The sequence below is a fragment of the Asaia lannensis NBRC 102526 genome, from assembly GCF_024054035.1.
In the GTDB taxonomy this organism is placed as follows: domain Bacteria; phylum Pseudomonadota; class Alphaproteobacteria; order Acetobacterales; family Acetobacteraceae; genus Asaia; species Asaia lannensis.
The window spans coordinates 124138-145642 of record NZ_JAMXQU010000003.1 but is presented as its reverse complement, the minus strand read 5'-3'; the positions used below and the strand labels follow the sequence as shown (position 1 = coordinate 145642).

At 59.7% G+C, this 21505-nt stretch carries 21 protein-coding genes; 12 read left to right on the top strand and 9 right to left on the bottom strand.

Features of this window, described 5'->3' with window-relative positions:
- Window positions 1–273 precede the first annotated feature (273 nt).
- The 3 genes from uvrC to NF685_RS05490 all read left to right on the top strand — a co-directional run bounded on the left by uvrC (window position 274) and on the right by NF685_RS05490 (window position 3520).
- The gene (uvrC, locus tag NF685_RS05500; RefSeq protein WP_252848899.1) at window positions 274–2169 is read left to right on the top strand and encodes an excinuclease ABC subunit UvrC; all 1896 of its coding nucleotides are present in this window, start codon (window positions 274–276) and stop codon (window positions 2167–2169) included.
- Between the two features lie 100 nt (window positions 2170–2269).
- Window positions 2270–2875: a CDP-diacylglycerol--glycerol-3-phosphate 3-phosphatidyltransferase gene (pgsA, locus tag NF685_RS05495; protein WP_252848898.1), complete on the top strand. Its 606-nt coding sequence runs from the start codon at window positions 2270–2272 to the stop codon at window positions 2873–2875.
- A gap of 213 nt (window positions 2876–3088) precedes the next feature.
- Window positions 3089–3520 carry a hypothetical protein gene (locus NF685_RS05490; protein ID WP_252848897.1) on the top strand — a complete coding sequence of 144 codons (432 nt, stop codon included), beginning with the start codon at window positions 3089–3091 and terminating at the stop codon, window positions 3518–3520.
- A gap of 21 nt (window positions 3521–3541) precedes the next feature.
- Here the strand turns inward: NF685_RS05490 and NF685_RS05485 are convergent, their stop codons facing one another.
- The gene (locus tag NF685_RS05485; protein WP_252848896.1) at window positions 3542–4414 is read right to left on the bottom strand and encodes a DMT family transporter; all 873 of its coding nucleotides are present in this window, start codon (window positions 4412–4414) and stop codon (window positions 3542–3544) included.
- Between the two features lie 63 nt (window positions 4415–4477).
- Between NF685_RS05485 and NF685_RS05480 the strand changes: the two genes are divergently transcribed.
- Window positions 4478–5992 carry an aminotransferase-like domain-containing protein gene (locus tag NF685_RS05480; protein ID WP_252848895.1) on the top strand — a complete coding sequence of 505 codons (1515 nt, stop codon included), beginning with the start codon at window positions 4478–4480 and terminating at the stop codon, window positions 5990–5992.
- On the opposite strand, the gene lexA is transcribed toward NF685_RS05480, so the two are convergent.
- Entirely contained in the window at window positions 5964–6668 is a 705-nt protein-coding gene (gene lexA / locus NF685_RS05475; protein ID WP_222547242.1) for a transcriptional repressor LexA, read from the bottom strand. The genes NF685_RS05480 and lexA overlap by 29 nt on opposite strands.
- Window positions 6669–6904: 236 nt before the next feature.
- Here lexA and rpmG point away from each other — a divergent pair, with 236 nt between their 5' ends.
- Window positions 6905–7072 (top strand): 50S ribosomal protein L33, encoded by a 168-nt coding sequence (gene rpmG / locus NF685_RS05470; protein ID WP_023977387.1) that lies wholly within the window; start codon window positions 6905–6907, stop codon window positions 7070–7072.
- Between the two features lie 438 nt (window positions 7073–7510).
- Here rpmG and NF685_RS05465 read toward each other — a convergent pair whose 3' ends face one another.
- Complete coding sequence (locus tag NF685_RS05465; protein ID WP_252848894.1) at window positions 7511–7840, bottom strand: FtsB family cell division protein; 330 nt, start codon at window positions 7838–7840, stop codon at window positions 7511–7513.
- Window positions 7841–7951: 111 nt separating this feature from the next.
- Entirely contained in the window at window positions 7952–9229 is a 1278-nt protein-coding gene (eno, locus tag NF685_RS05460) for a phosphopyruvate hydratase (RefSeq protein ID WP_252848893.1), read from the bottom strand.
- A gap of 99 nt (window positions 9230–9328) precedes the next feature.
- Here eno and NF685_RS05455 point away from each other — a divergent pair, with 99 nt between their 5' ends.
- Window positions 9329–9817, top strand: coding sequence for a DUF3429 domain-containing protein (locus NF685_RS05455; RefSeq protein WP_252848892.1), 489 nt, complete (start codon window positions 9329–9331; stop codon window positions 9815–9817).
- Window positions 9818–9883: 66 nt separating this feature from the next.
- On the opposite strand, the gene NF685_RS05450 is transcribed toward NF685_RS05455, so the two are convergent.
- From NF685_RS05450 to tpiA, 5 genes are all read right to left on the bottom strand, one after another.
- Complete coding sequence (locus tag NF685_RS05450; protein WP_252848891.1) at window positions 9884–10357, bottom strand: OsmC family protein; 474 nt, start codon at window positions 10355–10357, stop codon at window positions 9884–9886.
- Window positions 10347–11174, bottom strand: coding sequence for a 3-deoxy-8-phosphooctulonate synthase (gene kdsA, locus NF685_RS05445; RefSeq protein WP_252848890.1), 828 nt, complete (start codon window positions 11172–11174; stop codon window positions 10347–10349). Before kdsA ends, NF685_RS05450 begins: the two co-directional genes overlap by 11 nt.
- Entirely contained in the window at window positions 11171–12802 is a 1632-nt protein-coding gene (locus NF685_RS05440; protein ID WP_222547248.1) for a CTP synthase, read from the bottom strand. Before NF685_RS05440 ends, kdsA begins: the two co-directional genes overlap by 4 nt.
- A 92-nt stretch (window positions 12803–12894) precedes the next feature.
- Window positions 12895–13245 carry a preprotein translocase subunit SecG gene (gene secG, locus NF685_RS05435; RefSeq protein WP_222547249.1) on the bottom strand — a complete coding sequence of 117 codons (351 nt, stop codon included), beginning with the start codon at window positions 13243–13245 and terminating at the stop codon, window positions 12895–12897.
- Window positions 13246–13279: 34 nt separating this feature from the next.
- Window positions 13280–14029 (bottom strand): triose-phosphate isomerase, encoded by a 750-nt coding sequence (gene tpiA / locus NF685_RS05430; protein WP_252848889.1) that lies wholly within the window; start codon window positions 14027–14029, stop codon window positions 13280–13282.
- A gap of 271 nt (window positions 14030–14300) precedes the next feature.
- On the opposite strand from tpiA, the gene NF685_RS05425 reads away from it, so the two are divergent.
- From NF685_RS05425 to pdhA, 6 genes are all read left to right on the top strand, one after another.
- Window positions 14301–16220 (top strand): peptidylprolyl isomerase, encoded by a 1920-nt coding sequence (locus tag NF685_RS05425; protein WP_252848888.1) that lies wholly within the window; start codon window positions 14301–14303, stop codon window positions 16218–16220.
- On the top strand, window positions 16217–17698 hold the full coding sequence (trpE, locus tag NF685_RS05420; protein WP_252848887.1) for an anthranilate synthase component I: 1482 nt from the start codon (window positions 16217–16219) through the stop codon (window positions 17696–17698). Before NF685_RS05425 ends, trpE begins: the two co-directional genes overlap by 4 nt.
- A gap of 54 nt (window positions 17699–17752) precedes the next feature.
- Complete coding sequence (locus tag NF685_RS05415; protein ID WP_222547252.1) at window positions 17753–18349, top strand: anthranilate synthase component II; 597 nt, start codon at window positions 17753–17755, stop codon at window positions 18347–18349.
- Between the two features lie 6 nt (window positions 18350–18355).
- Window positions 18356–19468, top strand: coding sequence for an anthranilate phosphoribosyltransferase (trpD, locus tag NF685_RS05410; protein ID WP_222547253.1), 1113 nt, complete (start codon window positions 18356–18358; stop codon window positions 19466–19468).
- Complete coding sequence (trpC, locus tag NF685_RS05405; protein WP_222547254.1) at window positions 19465–20376, top strand: indole-3-glycerol phosphate synthase TrpC; 912 nt, start codon at window positions 19465–19467, stop codon at window positions 20374–20376. The genes trpD and trpC overlap by 4 nt, the downstream gene beginning before the upstream one ends.
- Before the next feature lie 104 nt (window positions 20377–20480).
- Window positions 20481–21503, top strand: coding sequence for a pyruvate dehydrogenase (acetyl-transferring) E1 component subunit alpha (gene pdhA, locus NF685_RS05400; protein WP_264813696.1), 1023 nt, complete (start codon window positions 20481–20483; stop codon window positions 21501–21503).
- The last annotated feature ends 2 nt before the right edge of the window (window positions 21504–21505 follow it).

Here is a 21505-nt window from a genome sequence, read left to right as displayed (position 1 = left end):
CGTTCTCACTGCGAGAGTGGAAATTTTGTCCACTCTCATAGCAGTTCAGGGATTGACTCCCTGTATTTCCAAGGTCTTCGCGCTGTTTCCTAGGAGCGAATGGGCAAAATTGTTTAGTTTCAACATCTTAGCATCGTATGCACAAAATTTAGGCAAAGCGTCGCAAAGCGCGCGAAACTGCGCCCGTCATCAATTTGTCACGCGATACCCCACAGAGTTATCCACATGTTCGGTGGATGAACTGCCATCCAGTCCTCCCGGGTGCGCGTCACGATGACCGCGCCCGCAAAACCGGATGGCCCGGTCGAGGCCGACCTCTCTGGAGCGCCACGCAAGGAGGGGGCGGAGGCTATCCGTGAAGCGCTCAAGACCATTCCCTTCACCCCTGGCGTGTATCGAATGCTGGGGGAAAAAGGTGAGGTGCTTTATGTCGGCAAAGCGCTCAGCCTGAAGAAACGGGTCTCTTCCTATCTGCGTCTCAATCAGCTTCCGGAGCGATTGCGCCGGATGGTGAGCCTTACGAGATCGATGGAGATCGTCACCACACGGACAGAAGCCGAGGCGCTGCTTCTTGAAGCGAACTACATCAAGAAGATGAAGCCGCGCTTCAACATCCTGTTGCGTGACGACAAATCCTATCCCTGGATCATGCTGACCGAGGGGCATGAGTTTCCCCAGATCACCAAGCAGCGCGGCCGCCCCGTAAAGAACGCGACCTATTGGGGGCCTTTCGCTTCGGCCTGGGCGGTTAATCAGACCCTGAACCTGATCCAGCGCAGCTTTCTGCTCAGGTCATGCAGCGATGCGGTCCTGACGTCGCGTACACGCCCCTGCCTGCTATTTCAGATCAGGCGTTGTTCCGCCCCTTGTGTGGGCCGTGTGACGCCGGGTCAGTATGCAGAACTCGTGGAGGAGACGAAGCAGTTCCTGTCGGGCAAAAGCAGTGATGTGCACAAGGCGCTTGTCGAGGAGATGGAAAAGGCCTCGGAAGCTTTGGAATTCGAGCGTGCGGCAGCCATACGCGACCGTATACGCGGTTTTTCGAGCATGCAGGAATCCGGTATTATCAATCCGGCCTCGATAGGCGATGCAGATATTGTGGCGATCTGGCAGGAGGCAGGCCGAAGCTGCATTCAGGTATTCTTTATCCGCAATAGTCGCAACAACGGAAACCGCGCGTTTTTTCCCGATCACGCGGAGGATGACGACAGGGCCGATATTCTGGCGGCGTTCCTGCTCCAGTTCTACGACGACAAACCGCCGCCGCCACAGATATTGCTCAATACGGACCCTTCCGAGCTGGAGCTGGTATCGGAGGCCCTGACGCTCAAGCGCGGTCGCAAGCTGGAGCTGTTGCAGCCCCAGCGCGGGGAGCGACGCGACGTGGTGCGTCATGCTGAAACCAACGCCCGCGAGGCGCTGGAACGTCGACTGGCGGAAAGTGCAGGGATCGGCAAGCTGCTGAATGGTGTTGCTGCGGCATTCGACCTGCCGGCCCCGCCACAGCGTATCGAGACCTATGATAATTCGCATATCATGGGGCAGCATGCCTATGGTGTGATGGTGGTTGCAGGACCTGAGGGTTTCACCAAGCGGGCCTATCGCAAATTCGCCATCAAGGGACCGGTAACGCCGGGCGACGATTTCGGCATGATGCGCGAGGTCATGGAGAGACGCTTTGGCAAGCGCGATCCGGATGCGCCCGATGAGCGCCCGCAGGACTGGCCGGATCTTCTGCTGATCGATGGTGGTCTGGGTCAGTTCAATGCCGTGCGTGCAGTCCTGGAAGAACTCAATGTGCGCGACATCCCGATCGTGGCGATTGCAAAGGGACCCGACAGGGATGCCGGGCGGGAATGGTTTTTTCAGGAAGGCAGGTCACCTTTCCAGATGCCACCGAACGACCCGGTTCTCTACTATCTGCAACGCCTGCGCGACGAGGCGCATCGCTTTGCCATAACCACACACAGGGCCGGACGGAGCAAAGCCATCAAGACTTCCGAGCTCGACAGCGTTCCGGGAATCGGTGCCGTGCGCAAACGGGCTCTTCTCACGCGTTTCGGGTCCGTGCGCGGGGTGCGCAGCGCCAGCGTGGAGGAGCTGTCATCGGTCGGCGGGATCAATTCGGAAATTGCCCGTACGATTTATGCCTTTTTTCATCCCCAATGAGGGCAGACACGCTATGATCGCAGGACAATACCACCCTATCATGAGGCATGAAATCATGCTTATGCCTCCATCGACTTAATGGCAGCGCCGGGGACGATTCATGCTGACAGATCTGCCCAATATTCTGACCCTGCTTCGTATCGCCTCGATACCGTTGCTGATTGCGCTTATCGCCATGTCGAACCCGGTCTGCGATGCCATAGCCTGCGTGCTCTATATCGCGGCCTGCATCACCGATTATCTCGATGGCATGCTGGCCAGACGCTGGAAGCAGGGATCCGAGCTCGGGCGCATGATGGATCCGATTGCCGACAAACTCCTCGTCGGGTCTTTGCTGCTCGCACTGGCTGGCTATGGGCGCCTGGTGGATGGCGCACTTTTTGCGGCGATCATCATCCTGATCCGTGAGATCATGGTCAGCGGTTTGCGCGAATACATGGCAAGCCAGCGTGCGACCCTGCCATCCACGCGCCTTGCGAAATGGAAAACCGGCATTCAGATGGTGGCGATCGGTTGTCTGCTGGCTGGTGATGAAATGCCGCGCATGATCGGGCTGGGCATGATCTCGTTCACCGGCGTCGGTGCCCTTATGCTGTGGGTTTCGGTGATACCGACAGTGATGAGTGGCTGGGGGTATCTGGTAACGGGACTTTCGAGAATGATGGGGAGCGGCACAAACCGGTCTTCGGCCAAGGTTTCGCACTAGTATTATACGCTATACATGTTCTGTATCTGGCGTTGATCGCGGTCCCGTCTTAAAAGAGCGGCGATGACATCCCTGGAGTAGATGATGAGAAAGGCCGCTCTTTTAGCGATTCCTGTTTTGTTGAGTGGCTGTTCCGGCTTTGGGAAGTCCATCCACGATACGGCGACCCTCCCGGGTGCGCATCCGAATATGCCGGAAGGCGCGTCGGAAAATATGGAGAAGGTGAGAGGGCATGCCTATATGGCCATGCCGATCCTGCCTGAAAGCGGGAATATCTGGCCCGGTGCGCCGCAGCCTTTGCCGACCTTGCGCGATGTTGAAGCTTCGCCGAACGGACTGCGCGACGCGCTCAAGGACACGAACAGCTATTTCGGCTCCATGACCAAAAGCCATGGAAGTGGCAGCGATAGTGCCATTCAGCTGGGAGACGGCGGCGTTCTTGAAATGGGCGAGCATGACGGTGTGGTCAATGGTGTTCATACGACACCGCGGCCTTCACTGAACGCCTCGGTTGAGGATAACGCGCATAAATATCTCAAGCCTGCCCAGAACGGGACTATTGTCATTCCCAATGGCGATGGAACGAGCACGCTGATCGCCCCGGATGGCACAGTTCGTGTCACGAAGGACAAGGCGGCCCATTGAGGCTATGCGCCGCCCGATTTCTCAGGCGGCGCGTCTTGCCCCGAACACGCAGAAAAGTACAATCAGCGTAACGACGAGCATTGATGCCGGTACGCGCTCATGCAGCAGCATGGCCGATAGTGCGAGGCCACCGAGCGGCTGCAGGAGCTGCAATTGCCCGATACGCGCAACACCGCCCAGCGCGAGAGCGCGGTACCAGAAGACAAAGCCCAATAATCCGCTGAATAACGCGACGTAAGCAAGCGAGCACCACGCCTCTGCCGGCACGTATGCCAGAGTCTGTGGAGGACAAAGCAGTGCAATGATCAGCATGACGGGTGAAGATATGAGCAATGCCCAGGAAATGACCTGCCAGCCGCCCAGCGTTCTGGAAAGGGCAGCACCTTCTGCATATCCCAATCCACATGCGAGAATTGCCGCCAACATGAAAGTGTCGCCCAAAAGCGACCCACCCTGCGTTTGTATCGCTGCGTAGACCAGGACAGCGCCCGCACCGCAAAGAGACAGAAGCCAGAAAATGCGCGACGGCTTTTCTCCATTGCGGATCACGGCGAAGAGTGCGGTGCTGAGCGGAAGGATTCCAGTCCATAAAGCAGAGCGCACTGCTTCGATATGCTGCAAAGCACAGGCGGAGAGAAGCGGATAGCCAATGACGACGCCCGAAGCGACAACCATCAGCGGACGCATGGCGCCGGGGCCGGGACGCGGCCGTTTGAGCACGATCAGCAGAGCGAGGCCGCACATCGCTGCGATGATTGTTCGTGCCGCTGTAAGGAACATGGGAGCGAAAGCGGTCTCGGCGATGAGGGTCGCTGGAAGCGAGCCACTGAAAATAACAATTCCAGCAATTCCGCAGAGCGTGCCGCTTGCACGTTGTTTGTGGGGTAAGGACATCGATCCAGCCTTTTCCAAAGATTCACGCGATGCAGAGTTGTGGAGAAGGCATCGGATTGCGCCATGGACAAAGAGGGCCTGACTCAGCAGGACTGTTCGATCGAGAAAACGAACAGTTGCGATATCGACATGAAATTGCGGACCAAGAACGATCTTGTTGTTGAGACTGTGCGTAAACGTATTTCCACGGGTGGCCTCGGGCGAGGAGAGCGTTTGCCTTCGATCAGAACCCTTGCGGCGCAGCTTTGCGTCTCGTCTTCCACCGTAAGTGAGGCTTATGATCGACTGGTAGCAGAAGGCAGTGTTATCGCGCGTCCGGGGTCAGGCTACTACGTAAATGACGTCCGTGCTCATCCGGAAGTGGCGCGTATGCGCCGTGATCATGCAATCGATCCATTCTGGGTCTCTCGTCAGGCGCTGGAAACCGATCCGACAGTGTGGCAGCCGGGATGCGGTTGGCTCCCGGCCGCATGGATGCCCCGTGCGCTCCTTGAAACTGCCCTGCGGGACGCAGCGCGCTCGCCGGAGACTGTTTTGACCGGGTATGGTCCTGCCATGGGGGCGCCGGGTTTTCGCGCATTACTCTCACGTCGCTGGGCGGAATCGCAGCTCTATGTGTCGCCGGAGCAGATATTGTTGACCGGGTCGAGCACGCAGGCTCTCGATCTTGTATGCAGGATTCTCCTCAAATCCGGGGATTGCGTGCTGATAGACGAACCCTGTTACTTCAACTTCCGGGCGCTACTTACTGTGCATGGTGTCAGGATTGTCAGCGTGCCCTTTACGCCCGAAGGACCGGATCTCGCGGTCTTCGCGAAGATATTGTCTCGGGAACGGCCGCGCCTTTATCTTACGAACTCAGGCCTGCAAAATCCGACTGGCGGTACTCTCAGCCTGAAAAATGCTCATGCGGTTCTGATGCTGGCTCGGCAGTGCGGAACCTATGTGATTGAGGACGATATATTCGCTGATTTTGCGCCCCCGCCGAGTGCAAGCTTTGCGCCTCTCGATGGTCTGGATCGTGTCGTCAGGATTGGCTCATTCTCGAAGACACTTACCGCCTCGCTACGCTGTGGCTATATCGCTGCCCATCCGGATCTGATCGAGGCCCTTGTCGATCTCCAGATCGCCACGGGTTTCGCCGGAGTGAGTCCTCTTGCGGCGCAGATCGTGCAGCACGTGATCGAAAGCGGTGCGTATCGACGGCATAGGGACGCGCTGAACACGAAATTGTTTCGCGCACGCCGCGATTGCATTTCACGCCTCGCCACACTTGGTGTTCAGCCTTGGATTATCCTCAAGAGCGGCTTCAGTCTGTGGTGTGTTATACCAGACCGGTGCGATGCATCGCGACTAGCCCAACTGGCCCCGAAGGAAGGAATGCTTCTCGCTCCCGGTGCCGTGTTCAGCGATTCCCTGCAGGCGGCGCGTTTCATGCGCTTCAATGTCGCCCAGATGAGAGATCCTGAGATATTTCGCCGTCTGGCTGCGTTGATCGAGCGCACCCGGGAGAGCTGGCAAGAATATCAGCCCTGTCCGGGTGCATCATTCAGTCGTAACGGCGATACAGGCCGATGAGCACGCCCTGGATGCGGACCCTGTTCTGAGGAAAGATCTGTGTCTCGAAGGCCGGATTGGCCGGTTCGAGCGCGATCGAGTTTCCTCTCTGGCGCAACCGCTTGAGCGTGACTTCCTGCCCGTCGACGAGGGCAACGACGATCTGGCCGTTTTCGGCGGTTTCGCTCTGCCGTATGATGACGGTATCTCCATCGAGAATACCAGCCTCGATCATGGACTCGCCGGAAACCTGAAGGGCGTAATGGCGCCCTTTTGTCAGCTGCGCTGCCGGAATGTCGATCTGCTCACCCTGATCGCGGAATGCTTCTATGGGCAGACCTGCGGCAATTCGACCGTAAAGCGGAACGCCGACCACCGAGTTATCGCCATTTACGGTGACCGGTGCGGGGATGCTCTCCTGGCTCGCGACGAGACGAGGGAACGCTGTTCCCTCGCTGCCCGTTGGGAGAGACGCGGATTCCATGACTGGAAGGCGGATAATCTCGAGAGCGCGCGCACGATGATGATGACGACGCAGGAAGCCGCGCTCTTCAAGGGCGGAGATCAGTCTGTGAATGCCCGATTTGGAGCGGAGCTCGAGTGCTTCCTTCATTTCGTCGAATGAGGGTGAAAAACCGGTCCGCTTCAGATAACCGTCTATATAAAGCAGAAGCTGGTGTTGCTTGCGTGTCAGCATGGGGTCCCTCTCTCCGTGGCCGGGACGGTAGAGCACCGTAACAGCCCGGGATCATTCTGTTCTTATTAAGTTCTTGCTTCGGTCCCTTCAAGATTTTTTCCCCGGATGCCCAAAATTAATCCACCGTTTTACGGGAAACACTTGACCCGGAGGCGTAATACAAGCATTTATGCGCCCAGCTTGAAAACGCTGCCGTTCATGTCGCGCGCAGCGACAGATCAGTTTGCGAGGACCCAATGGCCAAGACCAACGTCATCCAGATCCGTCTCGTTTCGACCGCGGATACCGGATATTTCTATGTCACCAAGAAGAACGCCCGTTCGGCGACCGGCAAGATGGAAGTGCGCAAGTACGATCCCGTCGTGCGCAAGCATGTTGCGTTCCGCGAAGCCAAGATCAAGTAAGATCGGCCTTCGACGACGTTAAGGAAAAGCGGCTCTCATGAGCCGCTTTTTTTATGCTGTTTTGCGACGTCGTGGAATTGCCGCGTTCTGGCCGGTCTTCGTGCTGGAGCCATCATCGAATGGCGGGAGAGAAACTGCTTTGCGCGTGCCTGTCTGATAGCGTTCGCGCCGCGTCATCACCCGATCACTGCCAGCCTGTAGGCAGGGATCATGAAGGCGCATTATGCGCATGTTTCGTGCGGATAAACGAGAGCGCTGGCGGGCTCTCGCCCCTGATTCAGTAAGGCGCGCGCTTGCTCGGTTTTGCCATTGCGTGGAGTTTGTTTCGACGGGACGCTGTTTCGCAAGCACGTTCTGCGAAGGGTCTACGCGCGGCTGGCGTAGTCCCGCCCGGGCTTTGCGACCATAATTACCTCCGATGCCGACTTACGGCACGGGTCAGTAAAGCTTGTCGTGAGGACCGTAGGGAATGACGGTATCGCCATTGCGCGCCAGATTGAGCATCGCCCTGGAGCGCTCGTCGAGCATATCGGCATCGAGTGCGCGTTCATTCAGACTGCCTATGCGACGCTTCCAGACGGCCTGTTCGGCATCGGCGTCTTTCTGGGCCTGAACGGCCTGATCCATAAGCTTGAGCTGCTCGTGATAGGCCTTGATGCCATGATCGCCCTGAAGGGCATTCCATCCGAAATAGGCCGTTAACCCAAGAAACAGGGCAGGGGGAACGACAGCGCGCACGAGGCGACGGATGGCACGGACGATTTGCACGGAAACTCCACGAATTCAGTCAAGCTGGCGTTACCGATCCTAACCCCGGCGCGGCATGGCTTACAATCGTGGAATGGGGTGAGGGAGAGAAAATCTCTCCCTCGGTGGTGCTCAGCGCGGCAGGATGGAGCGGCCGGCGTAACGAGCAGCGGTTGCCAGCTCGTTTTCGATACGGATCAGCTGGTTGTACTTTGCGGTACGGTCCGAACGCGACAGCGAGCCGGTCTTGATCTGTCCGCAATTCGTGGCGACGGCAAGATCGGCAATGATCGAGTCTTCGGTCTCGCCCGAACGATGGCTCATGACGCATTTGTAGCCGGCACGATGTGCGGTTTCCATGGCGCGGAGCGTCTCTGTTAGCGTGCCGATCTGGTTGACCTTCACGAGCAGGGCATTGGCAATGTTGCTCTCGATGCCGCGTACCAGGCGTTCGGTGTTTGTGACGAACAGATCGTCACCGACGAGCTGGAGCTTGCGACCCAGTCTTGCAGTCAGTTCTGCCCAGCCTTCCCAGTCGTCTTCTGCCAGACCGTCTTCGATCGACACGATCGGGTAGCGCGCGGCGAGATCGGCTAGATAATCGATCATGCCCGACGAATCGAGGTCGCGGCCTTCGCCTTCCATCTTGTAGCGGCCATCGCGATAGAACTCGGTGGCAGCACAGTCGAGTGCGAAGGTCACGTCTTCACCCAGACGGTAGCCAGCGCCTTCGACGGATTTGGAGATGAACCCAAGTGCCTCGTCAGCCGATTTCAGGCCGGGAGCGAAACCGCCTTCATCACCGACATTGGTGTTGTGACCGGCGGCGGCGAGGTTCTTCTTCAGATGAGCGAAGATCTCCGAGCCCATGCGTACGGCGTCCATGATCGTCGGTGCGCCGACCGGCTGGATCATGAATTCCTGGATGTCGATGGGGTTGTCAGCATGCTGGCCACCATTGACGATGTTCATCATCGGCACGGGCAGAACATGTGCAAATACGCCACCGACATAACGATAGAGCGGAATGTCGAGCTCGAGTGCAGTCGCCTTGGCGGTTGCGAGCGATACGGCGAGAATGGAATTGGCGCCCAGACGCGCCTTGTTCGGCGTGCCGTCCAGCTCGATCATGGCTTCGTCGATGGCGATCTGGTCCGACGATTCGGCACCCTGAAGCGCATCGAGGATCTCGCCCTCGGCGAAAGAAGCCGCCTTGAGAACGCCCTTGCCACCGTAGCGTGACTTGTCGCCGTCACGCAGTTCGACAGCTTCGTGCGCGCCGGTCGAGGCGCCTGACGGAACGGCTGCGCGACCCTTGGCGCCGGAGGACAGTTCGACCTCGACCTCAACGGTCGGGTTGCCGCGGCTATCCAGAATCTCGCGAGCAATGATATCAATAATGGCGCTCATTGGGGGCTCCCTGTTTGAACGTTCGAACTTCGGGCATCACAAGGCGTCGAGACACCGGCGCTGTCAACTGGCGTAATGTGAAATGAGGATGGATATTCCGTGAGACCCCTGTCACCGCTCGTGATTTTCCTTGGCATTGCTGGGTTGATCCCCTTTGTCGGCCTGGCCATGGCGGCCCTGTTCTGGGGTAGTCTCGGCCCCGTAACCCATATAGGTGTGGCGATGCTGGCCTATGGCGGCTGCATTCTGTCCTTCCTCGGTGCGGTGCATTGGGGGCTGGCTCTTGAGCAACCTGCCATTATACCTGCTCAGGGCATGGGGGCCATCAACAGGCGCCGGCTGGTCCTGGGTGTCCTGCCCTCGCTCTGGAGCTGGGTTGCCATTTATGCCGGTGTCGTCTGGTCGCCTCGCGGTGGCATATTGATGGAAATGGTCGGCTTTGTTCTGGTGCTCGGTGCCGAGCGTGCCGCCTATCGTCAGGGCGCCTTGCCGGCTGGGTATTTTCCGTTCCGTGCGCTGCTGACGGCAGTCGTCGTGCTTTGTCTCGCAGCCTGCCTGAGTGCGCCGCTCCAGCCCTACACGATTTGAGGTCGATCGATTTCCTCGCGCTGACCCCCTTGCGTCATCCTGTCGGGGGCTAAGTTTCGTGCGTGTTCAGGCAGTCTGGAATACGGGCTCGTAAATCACGGGAAAATTGACCGAACGCGCGATGAAGCAATGTGCATGGGCCTGATCGTGGAGGGTCTGCGCACGTGCCATCGAGCTGCTGCCCGCCAGCGTGATCACGGGGCGCAGCAATACGCTCTCGAACTCGCCTCCGCCTTGCGGGCTTTCGATCATGACGGCCTCTGCTGAGTCGCGATACGCGGTGACCACGATACCGGCTCCGGCGCAAAGCCCGAGATACCACAGCTTATGACAGGCGCTCAGCGAAGCCAGCAGCAGTTCGCCGGGGCTCCAGCCTGTCGGATCGCCATGAAAACTGGGATCGGCCGAGCCACGAATGACAGGCTTGCCTTCGGCCGCAATGTCGTGATTGCGGCCATAGACATGCCATGACTGCGTGCCCAGACCGTGATTGCCTGTCCACTCGGTCTGAACGGCATAGAGATGGCGCTTAGACCCCATCGGTTTTCGCAAGTGTGTCGAACGCCTTGAGTGTTCTCAGCAATCCGCGCATTTCCGACAACGGCACCATGTTCGGGCCGTCGCTCGGTGCCTGATCGGGGGTCTCGTGAGTCTCGATGAACACTGCAGCCACGCCAATCGCAACGGCGGCACGGGCAAGAGGCGGTACGAATTCGCGCTGACCGCCCGAGGCGCCCCCGAGGCCGCCCGGCTGCTGGACAGAATGCGTTGCATCGAACACGACCGGATAGCCTGTGCGTGCCATGATCGGCAGACCGCGCATGTCACTGACCAGCGTGTTGTAGCCAAAGCTCGTTCCGCGATCGCAGAGCATGATCTTCTCATTGCCCGTCGAGGCGATTTTGGCGGCGACATTGGCCATGTCCCAAGGGGCAAGGAACTGCCCCTTCTTGACATTGATCGCACGCCCCGTCTCACCCGCGGCGAGAAGAAGATCGGTCTGTCGGCACAAAAAAGCCGGGATCTGCAGGATATCGACTGCCTCGGCAGCAGGTGCGCATTGTTCGGCCCCGTGAACATCGGTCAGGACAGGGCAGCCGAATTCCTCGCGAATGCCTGCAAGGATATCCAGACCCTCCGCAAGGCCGATCCCACGCTGGGCGTTCAGCGAAGTGCGGTTGGCCTTGTCGAACGAGCTCTTGTAGATCCAGCCAATCCCGAGGTCGTTGCAGATTTCGGCAAGCCCCGCAGCCATTTCACGGGCATGGGCACGGGATTCGATCTGACAGGGGCCAGCAATCAGCGTGAAAGGCTGGCGATTGCCTATGGTGAGCGAACCGAGGGCAATATCGGTCATGCAAGACGGGCCTTCTTGACGGCGGCCTCGATAAAGCCGGCAAAGAGCGGATGGGGTGCGAAGGGCTTGGACATGTATTCCGGGTGGTACTGCACGCCCACGAACCAGGGATGGTCAGGGTATTCCACCACTTCCGGCAGGACGTCGTCGGGTGACATGCCCGAAAAGACAAGACCGGTCGCTTCGAGCTGCTGGCGGTAATGCACGTTCACCTCATAGCGGTGACGATGGCGCTCGCGCACTTCGGTCGTGCCGTAGATTTCGGCGGCACGCGAACCGGGCTTGAGCTTTGCAGGATATGCGCCAAGGCGCATGGTTCCGCCCATCTCACCGTGCTCGCGACGGCGCAGCATTTCGTTGCCGCGCGCCCATTCGGTCATCAGGCCGACAAGCGGCTCGTCGGAGGGGCCGAATTCGGTCGAGGAGGCCTTGTCGAGCCCGGCGAGCGAGCGCGCACATTCGATAACGGCCATCTGCATGCCAAAGCAGATACCAAGGAACGGGACGCCGTTTTCACGCGCGTAACGCACGGCTTCGATCTTGCCCTCTGAGCCGCGCTCGCCGAAACCGCCCGGAACGAGAATGCCGTCGACACGACCCAGAGCCGCGATCGACTCAGGATTTTTCTCGAACGTCTCAGATTCGACCCATTCGAGGCGTACCTTCACACGGTTGGCGATGCCACCATGGAGGAGGGCTTCGATCAGCGATTTATAGCTGTCGAGCAGGGCCGTATATTTGCCCACCACCGCAATGCGAACCTCGCCATCCGGGTGGCGCAGCGTGTCGACAATTTTCGTCCAGCGGCTCAGATCGGGCTCGCCCTCAACCGGCAGGCCGAAATAGCGTAGCACTTCATCATCCATGCCTTCCTTGTGATAGGAAATCGGGCAGGCATAGATCGTATCGACGTCAAGAGCCGCAATGACGGCCTCGGGGCGCACATTGCAGAAATTCGCAATCTTGCGGCGTTCGTTGGTCGGGATGGCGCGGTCGGAGCGGCAGATAAGCATCTGCGGCTGGATGCCGACGTTCTGGAGTTCCTTGACGGAATGCTGTGTGGGCTTCGTCTTCAGTTCGCCCGCAGCAGGGATATAGGGCAGCAATGTGAGGTGGACGCACATCGTATGGGCGTGGCCCAGATCGTTGCGCAGCTGGCGGATGGCTTCAAGGAAAGGCAGGCTTTCGATATCACCCACGGTGCCACCGATTTCGACCAGCACGAAATCATAACCGTCGGTTCCGGCGACCACGGCTTCCTTGATGGCGTCCGTGATGTGGGGAATGACCTGCACGGTCGCGCCGAGATAATCGCCACGACGCTCGCGTGCGATCACTTCCGAGTAGATGCGCCCTGTCGTGGCGTTATCCGCCTTTCGGGCATGAACCCCTGTAAAGCGCTCGTAATGCCCGAGATCGAGATCGGTCTCGGCCCCGTCATCGGTTACGAACACTTCGCCATGCTGATAGGGGCTCATGGTCCCCGGATCGACATTGAGATAGGGGTCGAGCTTGCGCATGCGGACCTTGTAGCCGCGTGCCTGGAGGAGAGCCGCAAGAGCCGCAGAAGCGATGCCCTTGCCGAGAGAGGAAACCACGCCACCAGTGATGAATACGAACCGTGTCATGGAAGGCTCTCCTACACCGGTTCGTGCTCGGATGGAACGAGAAGAATGCCGCCCGGAGGCTCCGGACGGAAGAAATTTTTCGTTCTGTGGCCTTACTGCTTCGCAGGGGCCGCAGGCGCTGTGTTCTGTGCCGGAGCATTCGCCGCAGGCGCGGGTGCAGCCGGGGTGGAGGACGCGGGCGGCTGCGACAGGATGTCGTTGCCTGCATTGGTCGATGCGCCGCGGTTGAGGACGGCAAGCAGCAGGCAAAGAACCATGAACACGCCAGCGAGCACAGCCGTGGTGCGTGTCAGGAGATTTGCCGTGCCGCGACCGGTCATGAACGAGCCCATGCCCTGGCTGCTGCCGATACCAAGCCCGCCGCCCTCGCTGCGCTGAATGAGAATCACACCGATCAGGGCGATGGTCACAAAGAAATTGAGAACGAGCAGAAGCGTGGTCATGTCCGGCTTTCAGGTAAACACGATAAATATGCCGTCAGGACGCCGACGGCAGACCTGCCTTTGCAATGCCGAGAAAGGATTCGGCAGACAGGCTGGCCCCGCCGACGAGCACGCCCCCCACGCCGGAAACAGCGAGGATGGACGCGGCATCTTCGGGCTTGACTGAGCCGCCATACAGGACCCGTGTCGATTTGTCATCCGTTTCCAGATGACGGTGCAGCACGTCATGAAGAAGGGACATGCGTGATTCGATATCGCTTTCCGTGGCGGCCTTGCCTGTGCCGATGGCCCATATCGGTTCATAAGCCACGATGCCGTCGAAATTATCGGGCACGCACTCCGTAATCTGGCGTGTCAGCCAGCGATCGGCTTCGCCTGCTTCTTTCTGACTGCCGCTCTCACCCACGCAGATGACGGGGCAAAGGCCGTAACGGCGTGCCGTCACAGCCTTTCGGCGGATGAGGGCATTATTTTCATGATGATATTCGCGTCGCTCGGAATGGCCGAGAATGACATGGGTCACCCCCAGATCGGCGAGCATCGGCGCAGAGATATCGCCCGTAAAAGCACCTTCCGGCTCTGCATGGCAGTCCTGCGCGCCTAGGCCGATCCCGTGCGTTTCGAGAAGGGGGGCAAGGTAGCCTGTCAGGGTAAAGGGAGGTGCGAGCACGACCTCGCGCGTCTCCCTGATCCCGGCAATCGCCTCAGCGATATCTGTGACCAGTCTTTTTCCCTGACCGCGAAGGCCATGCATCTTCCAGTTGCCCATAATCATCTGGCGCATCATGTATCCTTCACCGAACCCGCAATTATCGACGTGCGACGCTTCTGCTTAGCGGAAGTTTTCCGGATCGAGACAGGGGGAGCAGCAACATTATGCATCATCTTATCGTCAGATCCATGACAGGCGTTGCATGGCACGCCGCGCCGCATCCTGTATCGCGCGCAGGGCATCGCGCCTGCAGGTGCATAAGGACGGCCGTCTGGTCAAGCGTGGCGTGTCGCACTATGGTCCTGCTGAATAATCCTTTGCGAATTGCGGATCTGAAGCGCGTATGATTTCGACTTTGCGGCATCTTGTTGTCGATTCCTGGCTTGGGCGCATCATTGCGCTTCTTATTTTCCTGGCATTCGTGGGCTGGGGCGTCGGCGATATGGTCGGCAGCTATAATGGCGACCAGGCCAATATTGCCGTGAAGATCGGTACCCGTCAGATCGGCGCTGAAGAACTTGCCAGCGCAATCCAGAACGAGATGCCGCGTGTGGCGCAGCAGATGGGTGTGAGCAACGCAGCCCAGCTGACGCCGGATGTGCGCCAGCAGGTCGCACAGGGTGTGTTGCAGCGTATGCTGGCTCAGAATGAGGCGCTGGCGCTGGCGGACCGCAACGGCATGAAAGTGCCCGACGCGCTCGTGCGTAACGAGATTTTCGCCATGAGCGTGTTTCACGGCACCAATGGCCAGTTCGACCGCAAGCTGTTCGACAGCAAGCTTCGTCAGATACATCTTACCGAGCGCGATCTGCTTGCGAAGGTGCGCGACGATATCGGGGCACGTAATCTTCTCGAAGGACTTGGGAATGGCATGAAGGTGCCGTCTTCGGTGCTCGATCAGCTCATCAAATACAACACGCTCGAACATCGCGTCGATCTGCTGCGTCTCGATAGCGCTTCGGTCGCTGTTCCTGTGGCCCCGGAAGAGGCTCAGCTGCGCCGCTTCTACGATCTGCATCCCTGGCTGTATCGTTCCACTGAATACCGCCATGCCAAGATCGTGCTGCTCACCGCAGACAGCATTGCGCGCACGCTCACCATTCCCGATGCGGATCTCAAGCGGTTCTATGAATTCGAGCTGCAGAAATACGATGTGCCAGAGACGCGCAATCTCGAGGTCCTGACCGTCTCGGATCGCAAATCCGCCGACGCGCTTGTCTCGGCGTGGAAGGCCGATGGCGACTGGGCAGCAATACAGAAGCGCGATCCTTCTGCGGCGGCAGTGGCATTTCCTGGTGCCCGTCAGGCCGATATCCCCAGCCCGGAGCTGGCCAAGGCGGCCTTTGTGGCGCCTTCGGGAGAAATCGAGGGGCCTGTCGAAAGTCCTGCGGGCTGGATCGTGTTCCGCGTGACGGCAATCACGCCGCCGCACAAGACGGATTTCGAGCATGCAAAGGCGGCTATACGCGATGAAGTTGCGCGCTCTCAGGCTCCGCAGCTTCTTGGATCGCGTGTTGCGACCCTGCAGGATGCGATCGCAGGCAGCGCCGATCTGGAGCAGATACCGACCGATCTCGGTGCTGTTCCTGCCCAGGGCTCGCTCGACGCGCAGGGCATGACGAAGGATGGTGAGATCGCGCCGCTTCCCGGAAGCGATGCCGTGCGCAAGGCCGTCATTGCACGCATTTTCACGCAGAAAAAAGGCGAGAAGCCGTCTCTGGTCAACGGTCCCGAGGGAAGCGCTTTTGCGGTGCTCGTGGACGAGATCGAGCCCGGTCACGTCAAGCCGTATGAAGCAGTGCGTGAGCAGGTCGGGCATGACTGGCTCAGAGAGCGTCAGATGCATGGCGCCGACGAGCGTGCGACGACGATCATGCAGGCAGCGCGTAAGACGGGCAGCCTCGTCAAGGCTGTGGCGGGAACGGGCGACGAGAACGCCCTGCAGAAAAACGTCGTGGTGTCGCGCATGCAGAATGGCGGTCTGCCGTCCGGGCTGCTTTCGCAGATCTTCTCCACCCCCATTGGCGAGACCGGCATGATTGCCGATGGCGATACGCTTTATGTGTTCACCGTCAACGGTACGCTTGCAGCGACGGCCGAGAGCACGAAAGCCCTGCGTGAATCGATGCAGTCCCAGCTGCAGGAGACCATGCGGGCGGATGTCCCCGTCGTCTTCGTTCATTCGCTGGAAGGGCAGATCAAGCCCAAGCCCAATATGGCTGTGTTACAGCAGGCACTCAAAGCCGGGACGGGACAGGAATGACGACAGAGTTTCTAACCAGCATCGAGGCAGCCGATCTCCTCACACCGGTCTCGGCTTATATGAAGCTCTCCTCCCTCGTTCCTGAGAGTGGCGATGGGGAAGGGGCGCGTCCCTACAGGCTGCTTTTCGAGAGCGTGGAAGGTGGCGCATTGCGTGGCAGGTATTCCGTCATCGCCATGTTGCCCGATCTGGTCTGGCGTTGTGCGCATGGTGTCGCGTCCGTCAACGCTGCTCCTTGCGAGCCGGGCTCGGTCTTTCATGAGATCGAGGAGGCGCCGCTGGCTTCGCTGCGCCGTCTCGTGGCCGAGAGTCGCGCGGAGCTGCCCGATTCTGTGCCGACCATGATCGGTGGTGTGTTCGGTTATCTCGGCTACGACATGGTGCGTCAGATCGAGGTGCTTCCTGACGCGCCGGAGGACGATCTCCATCTTCCGGATGGCGTGATGATGCGCCCCGGCCTGTTCGCCGTATTCGATTCCGTGCGCGACGAGCTGCATCTGGCTGTGCCCCTGCGTGATGGCGGAATGAGCCGGGAGGCCGGGCAGGCGCTGCTGGAGCGGGCGCGTCGGGCGCTCGTTACGGCGCCGCTGGACGTGGTTCCCTCGCTCCCCCGAGGTACGCAGCTCGAAGCCCCTGTATCGACGATGTCGGCAGAAACGTTCATGAACAAGGTGCGTCTGGCGCAGGAATATATCGCGGCGGGCGATGCCTTCCAGATCGTGCCGAGCCAGCGTTTCGAGGCGCGTTTTCCTCTGCCGCCTCTGGCGCTCTACCGCTCGCTGCGTCGCGTCAACCCGGCGCCGTTCCTGTTTCTGGTCGAGATGGACGGGTTCTCGCTTGTCGGTTCCTCTCCCGAAATTCTGGTTCGTCTGCGTGAAGGCGTGGTGACCGTGCGTCCGCTTGCAGGAACCCGGCCAAGAGGCGCGGATCGCGAGGCGGATGAGCGTCTGGAAGCCGAGCTTCTGGCCGACAGGAAAGAACGCGCGGAACACCTGATGCTGATCGATCTCGGGCGTAACGATGTGGGTCGCGTGTCCCGTATGGGCTCTGTCACGGTGCCATCGTCATTCGTGGTCGAGCGCTACAGTCACGTCATGCATATCTCGTCGACCGTTCAGGGTACGATCAGGCCGGAATGCGACGCACTGGATGCGCTGAGCGCGGCTTTTCCGGCCGGTACACTGACCGGCGCGCCGAAGATCAGGGCGATGGAAATCATCGACGAACTCGAAGTGACGCGTCGTGGCCCCTATTCAGGCTGTATCGGCTATATCGGTGTCGATGGGGATATGGATACCTGCATCGGTCTGCGTATGGCGGTTCTGCATCGTGGGCGTATGTACGTGCAGGCCGGATGCGGTGTGGTGGCGGATAGCGATCCGGCGAGCGAGGAAATGGAAACGCGTCACAAGTCGCGCGCCATATTCCGTGCTGCGGAACTGGCGGTCCAGCAGGCCAGCGAGAGCAGCACGGCCTAGCCGGGCAGTGTAACGGAATTTGACCTTCTCAACGGACATCGCCATCTTAGCGCCATGATATTGCTGATCGACAATTACGACAGTTTCACCTTCAACCTCGTGCATCATTTCGGAGCACTGGGTGAGGCATGCGATGTGCGTCGGAACGATGCGCTGACGGTCGAAGAGGCACTCGCCCTCAGGCCCGAGGCCATCGTCATTTCCCCCGGTCCGTGCTCGCCCAACGAGGCCGGGATATGTTGCGCCCTGATCGAAGCGGCTGCACCGCACATTCCCGTACTGGGTGTATGTCTTGGTCATCAGGCCATCGGGCAGGTGTTCGGTGCGACGGTCGTACGCGCGCCGAAGCCCATGCATGGCAAGGTGGACGCTGTTTTCCATGACGGAACGGGGCTGTTTCACGGCCTCGCAAGCCCAAGCCAGGCGACGCGCTATCACAGTCTGACGCTTGCCCCGGAGACCATCCCTGACACGCTCATCGTGAATGCCCGCGCCCAGGATGGCGTGGTTATGGGGGTGAGGCATCGTGACCTGCCGGTGCATGGTGTACAGTTCCATCCCGAGAGTATTGCCTCGGAAGACGGGCAGATGATGCTGGCGAATTTCCTGAACATTGCCCGAACGGCGCGTCAGAAACCTCAAGCCGCCTGAATGGACATGCAGTCAGGTCGTCTCAAACAGGTGTTGACGCGTCTTGCCGAAGGGCGACGATTGACCGGGGAGGAGACCGAGAAGCTCTTCACCCTTATCATGCAGGGCGATGTGCCGCCCGAACAGCTTGCCGCCATTCTCATGGCTCTGCGTTTGCGCGGTGAGACGGTCGATGAGCTGAGCGGCGCGGTCAGGGCCGTAAGGGCCTGCATGACCGCGCTGCCCGACGCCCCCTCCGATGCGATGGATGTTTGCGGGACGGGCGGAGACGGGCTCGGAACGCTCAACGTATCCACGGCAGTTGCCTTCGTTCTGGCCGGTCTCGGCGTGCCTGTGGCAAAGCACGGCAATCGGGCGCTTTCCTCACGCGCCGGTGCCACCGACACACTTATGGCGCTTGGCATTGAACCCTGTCACGATCTGGACGAGCAGTCGCGACGCCTGCGTGAGGGGAAGCTGGCCTTTCTTGCCGCGCCCCTGCATCATCCGGCCATGCGTCATGCCGCTCCCGTTCGTGGGACACTTGGCTTCCGGACGATATTCAATCTCATTGGGCCACTCTGCAATCCGGCTCAGGTCAGACGGCAGATGATCGGCATCTACGACTCACGCTGGCTTCGTCCCGTGGTCGAGACACTTGCCTCGCTCGGGGCAGAATGTGTCTGGGCCGTGCATGGTGAGACCGATCTGGGCGGCAGTGACGAAATCACGCTGGCGGGCGCCTCGCATATTCAGGCCTGGGATGAGGGGCGCTTTCTCGACCTGACCCTGACACCCGATATGGCAGGCCTGCCTCATCGCCCCATCGCGGCCATTGCCGGGGGCGATCCCTCGCATAATGCGGGCAAGCTGCTCGACATGCTGTCCGGGCAGGATGGAGCCTATCGCGATACTGTCCTGCTCAATGCGGCCGTGGCGCTTCATGTGTCAGGACGTTTCCCCATTCTTGAAAACGCGACGATCCTCCCCATTCTTCTGCGCAGGAATGTCGAGATCGCTGCCCATGCCATCGATAGCGGGATGGCCCTCTCGGCTCTCGTGCAGGCGCAGCAGGATGCGCCTTCTTCCGTCGAGGCGGTTCATTCTTCCCCTTTGATCCAGACGTCAGGCTTAACATGACCGATCACACGTCCAGTTCCACACACGACACGCCTTCAGGCTATCCCGACGTGCAGGTGCCCGGGACAGTCGTGCAGGAAACGACACCTCTGCCTGTTCCGGAGGGCGATATGCCGGATGTGCTGGCAAGGATCTGTGCCCGCACGCGCATCGATGTCGAGCAACGCTCACAGATCATGCCGCTGAAGGAAATCACGGCACGTGCACGCGAGGTCACCGTGCCGACGCGCGGTTTCGGTCAGGCCCTCAAGCAGATGGCGGCCGATCGTCGCGTGGGACTGATCGCGGAAATCAAGAAGGCCTCACCTTCGGCAGGTATCCTGCGTCCCGATTACGATCCGGTGGGTATTGCCAAGTCCTATGAGGCTGCGGGCGCGATCTGTCTTTCGATCCTGACCGAAGGTCCGTGCTTTCACGGGTCCATCGAGGATCTGAAGGCCGTCAAGGAAGTCACGCCTCTGCCGATCCTGCGCAAGGACTTCATTCTGGAGCCCTGGCAGGTTCATGAGAGCCGTCTGATCGGGGCGGACTGCATTCTGATCATTCTCTCGGCTCTCACCGATACCGAAGCGGCCGATCTGATCGCCCTGGCGCGCGGTCTCGATCTGGATGTGCTGTGCGAAGTGCATGACGAGGCAGAGCTGAACCGGGCTCTGGCGCTCGATACCTCGCTGATCGGGATCAATAACCGCAATCTGCGCACGCTCGTGACCGATCTGGACACCACGACCAACCTCGCGCCGCTCGTTCCACCCGATCGTATCCTTGTTTCCGAAAGCGGCATTCGCACGTTCGACGATGTGCAGCGCGTGGGTGAAGTCGGCGCCAGTGGCGTTCTCGTGGGTGAGAGCCTGCTGCGTGAAGAGGATCCGGGCCTGGCTGCCCGTCGTCTGCTCGGCACGCTCTAACGCACATATTAACACTCCGGGTTGTGGACTTGCTCAGCGGGACTGGTAAATACCGGTCCCTGAAACGCGCATGACGCAACTGTCTGGCTCAGGAGATACTCACCATGTCCGGCAAAGCCCATCACGGGGCGGCTCAGCCGCTCGCTGATCACAACGGACCCATCCTGCCTCTGGAAACCGTGCGTACGGCCTATCGCGACATGCTTCTGCTTCGTCGCTTCGAGGAAAAAGCCGGACAGCTTTACGGCATGGGGCTGATCGGCGGATTCTGCCATCTCTATATTGGTCAGGAGGCCGTGATCGTCGGCATGTCACTGGCCATGAAGCCCGGTGACAAGATCGTGACTTCGTATCGCGATCACGCCCATATGCTGATGATGGGCATGAGCCCCGGTGGCGTGATGGCGGAACTGACCGGACGCAAGGACGGGTATTCGCACGGCAAGGGCGGATCCATGCATATGTTCTCGCGCGAGAAGAATTTCTATGGCGGGCATGGCATCGTCGGTGCGCAGGTTGCGATCGGCACGGGGCTGGCCTTTGCCAACAAGTATCGCGGCACCGATGAAGTGGGTGTGGCCTATTTCGGCGAGGGTGCCGCGCAGCAGGGGCAGGTGTACGAGAGCTTCAACCTCGCGGCCCTTCACAAGCTGCCCTGCATCTACGTGATTGAGAACAACCGCTACGGTATGGGCACGAGCGTCGAGCGCTCGAGCGCAGCAGCCCATAATCTCTCGCAGATCGGCGCACCTTGGAAAATTCCGGGTCGCAAGGTCGACGGTATGGATCTGTTCGCCGTTCATGAGGCTGCACAGGAAGCCGTCGCCCATTGCCGGGCCGGCAAGGGGCCGTTCCTGCTCGAAATGGAAACCTATCGCTATCGCGGTCACTCGATGTCCGATCCGGCGCGTTACCGCGACCGTTCGGAGGTCGAGGAAATGCGTCGCACGCGCGACCCGATCGAAGCACTGCACAAGCTGCTTTCGGAAAAGGGCACGACCGACGAGGCGTTCAAGGCGATCGATGCCGAGGTCAAGCAGATCGTGAACGATGCTGCCGATTTTGCCCAGAACAGCTCTGAGCCCGATCTCTCCGAACTTTGGACCGATATTCTGGTGGAGGCGTAAGT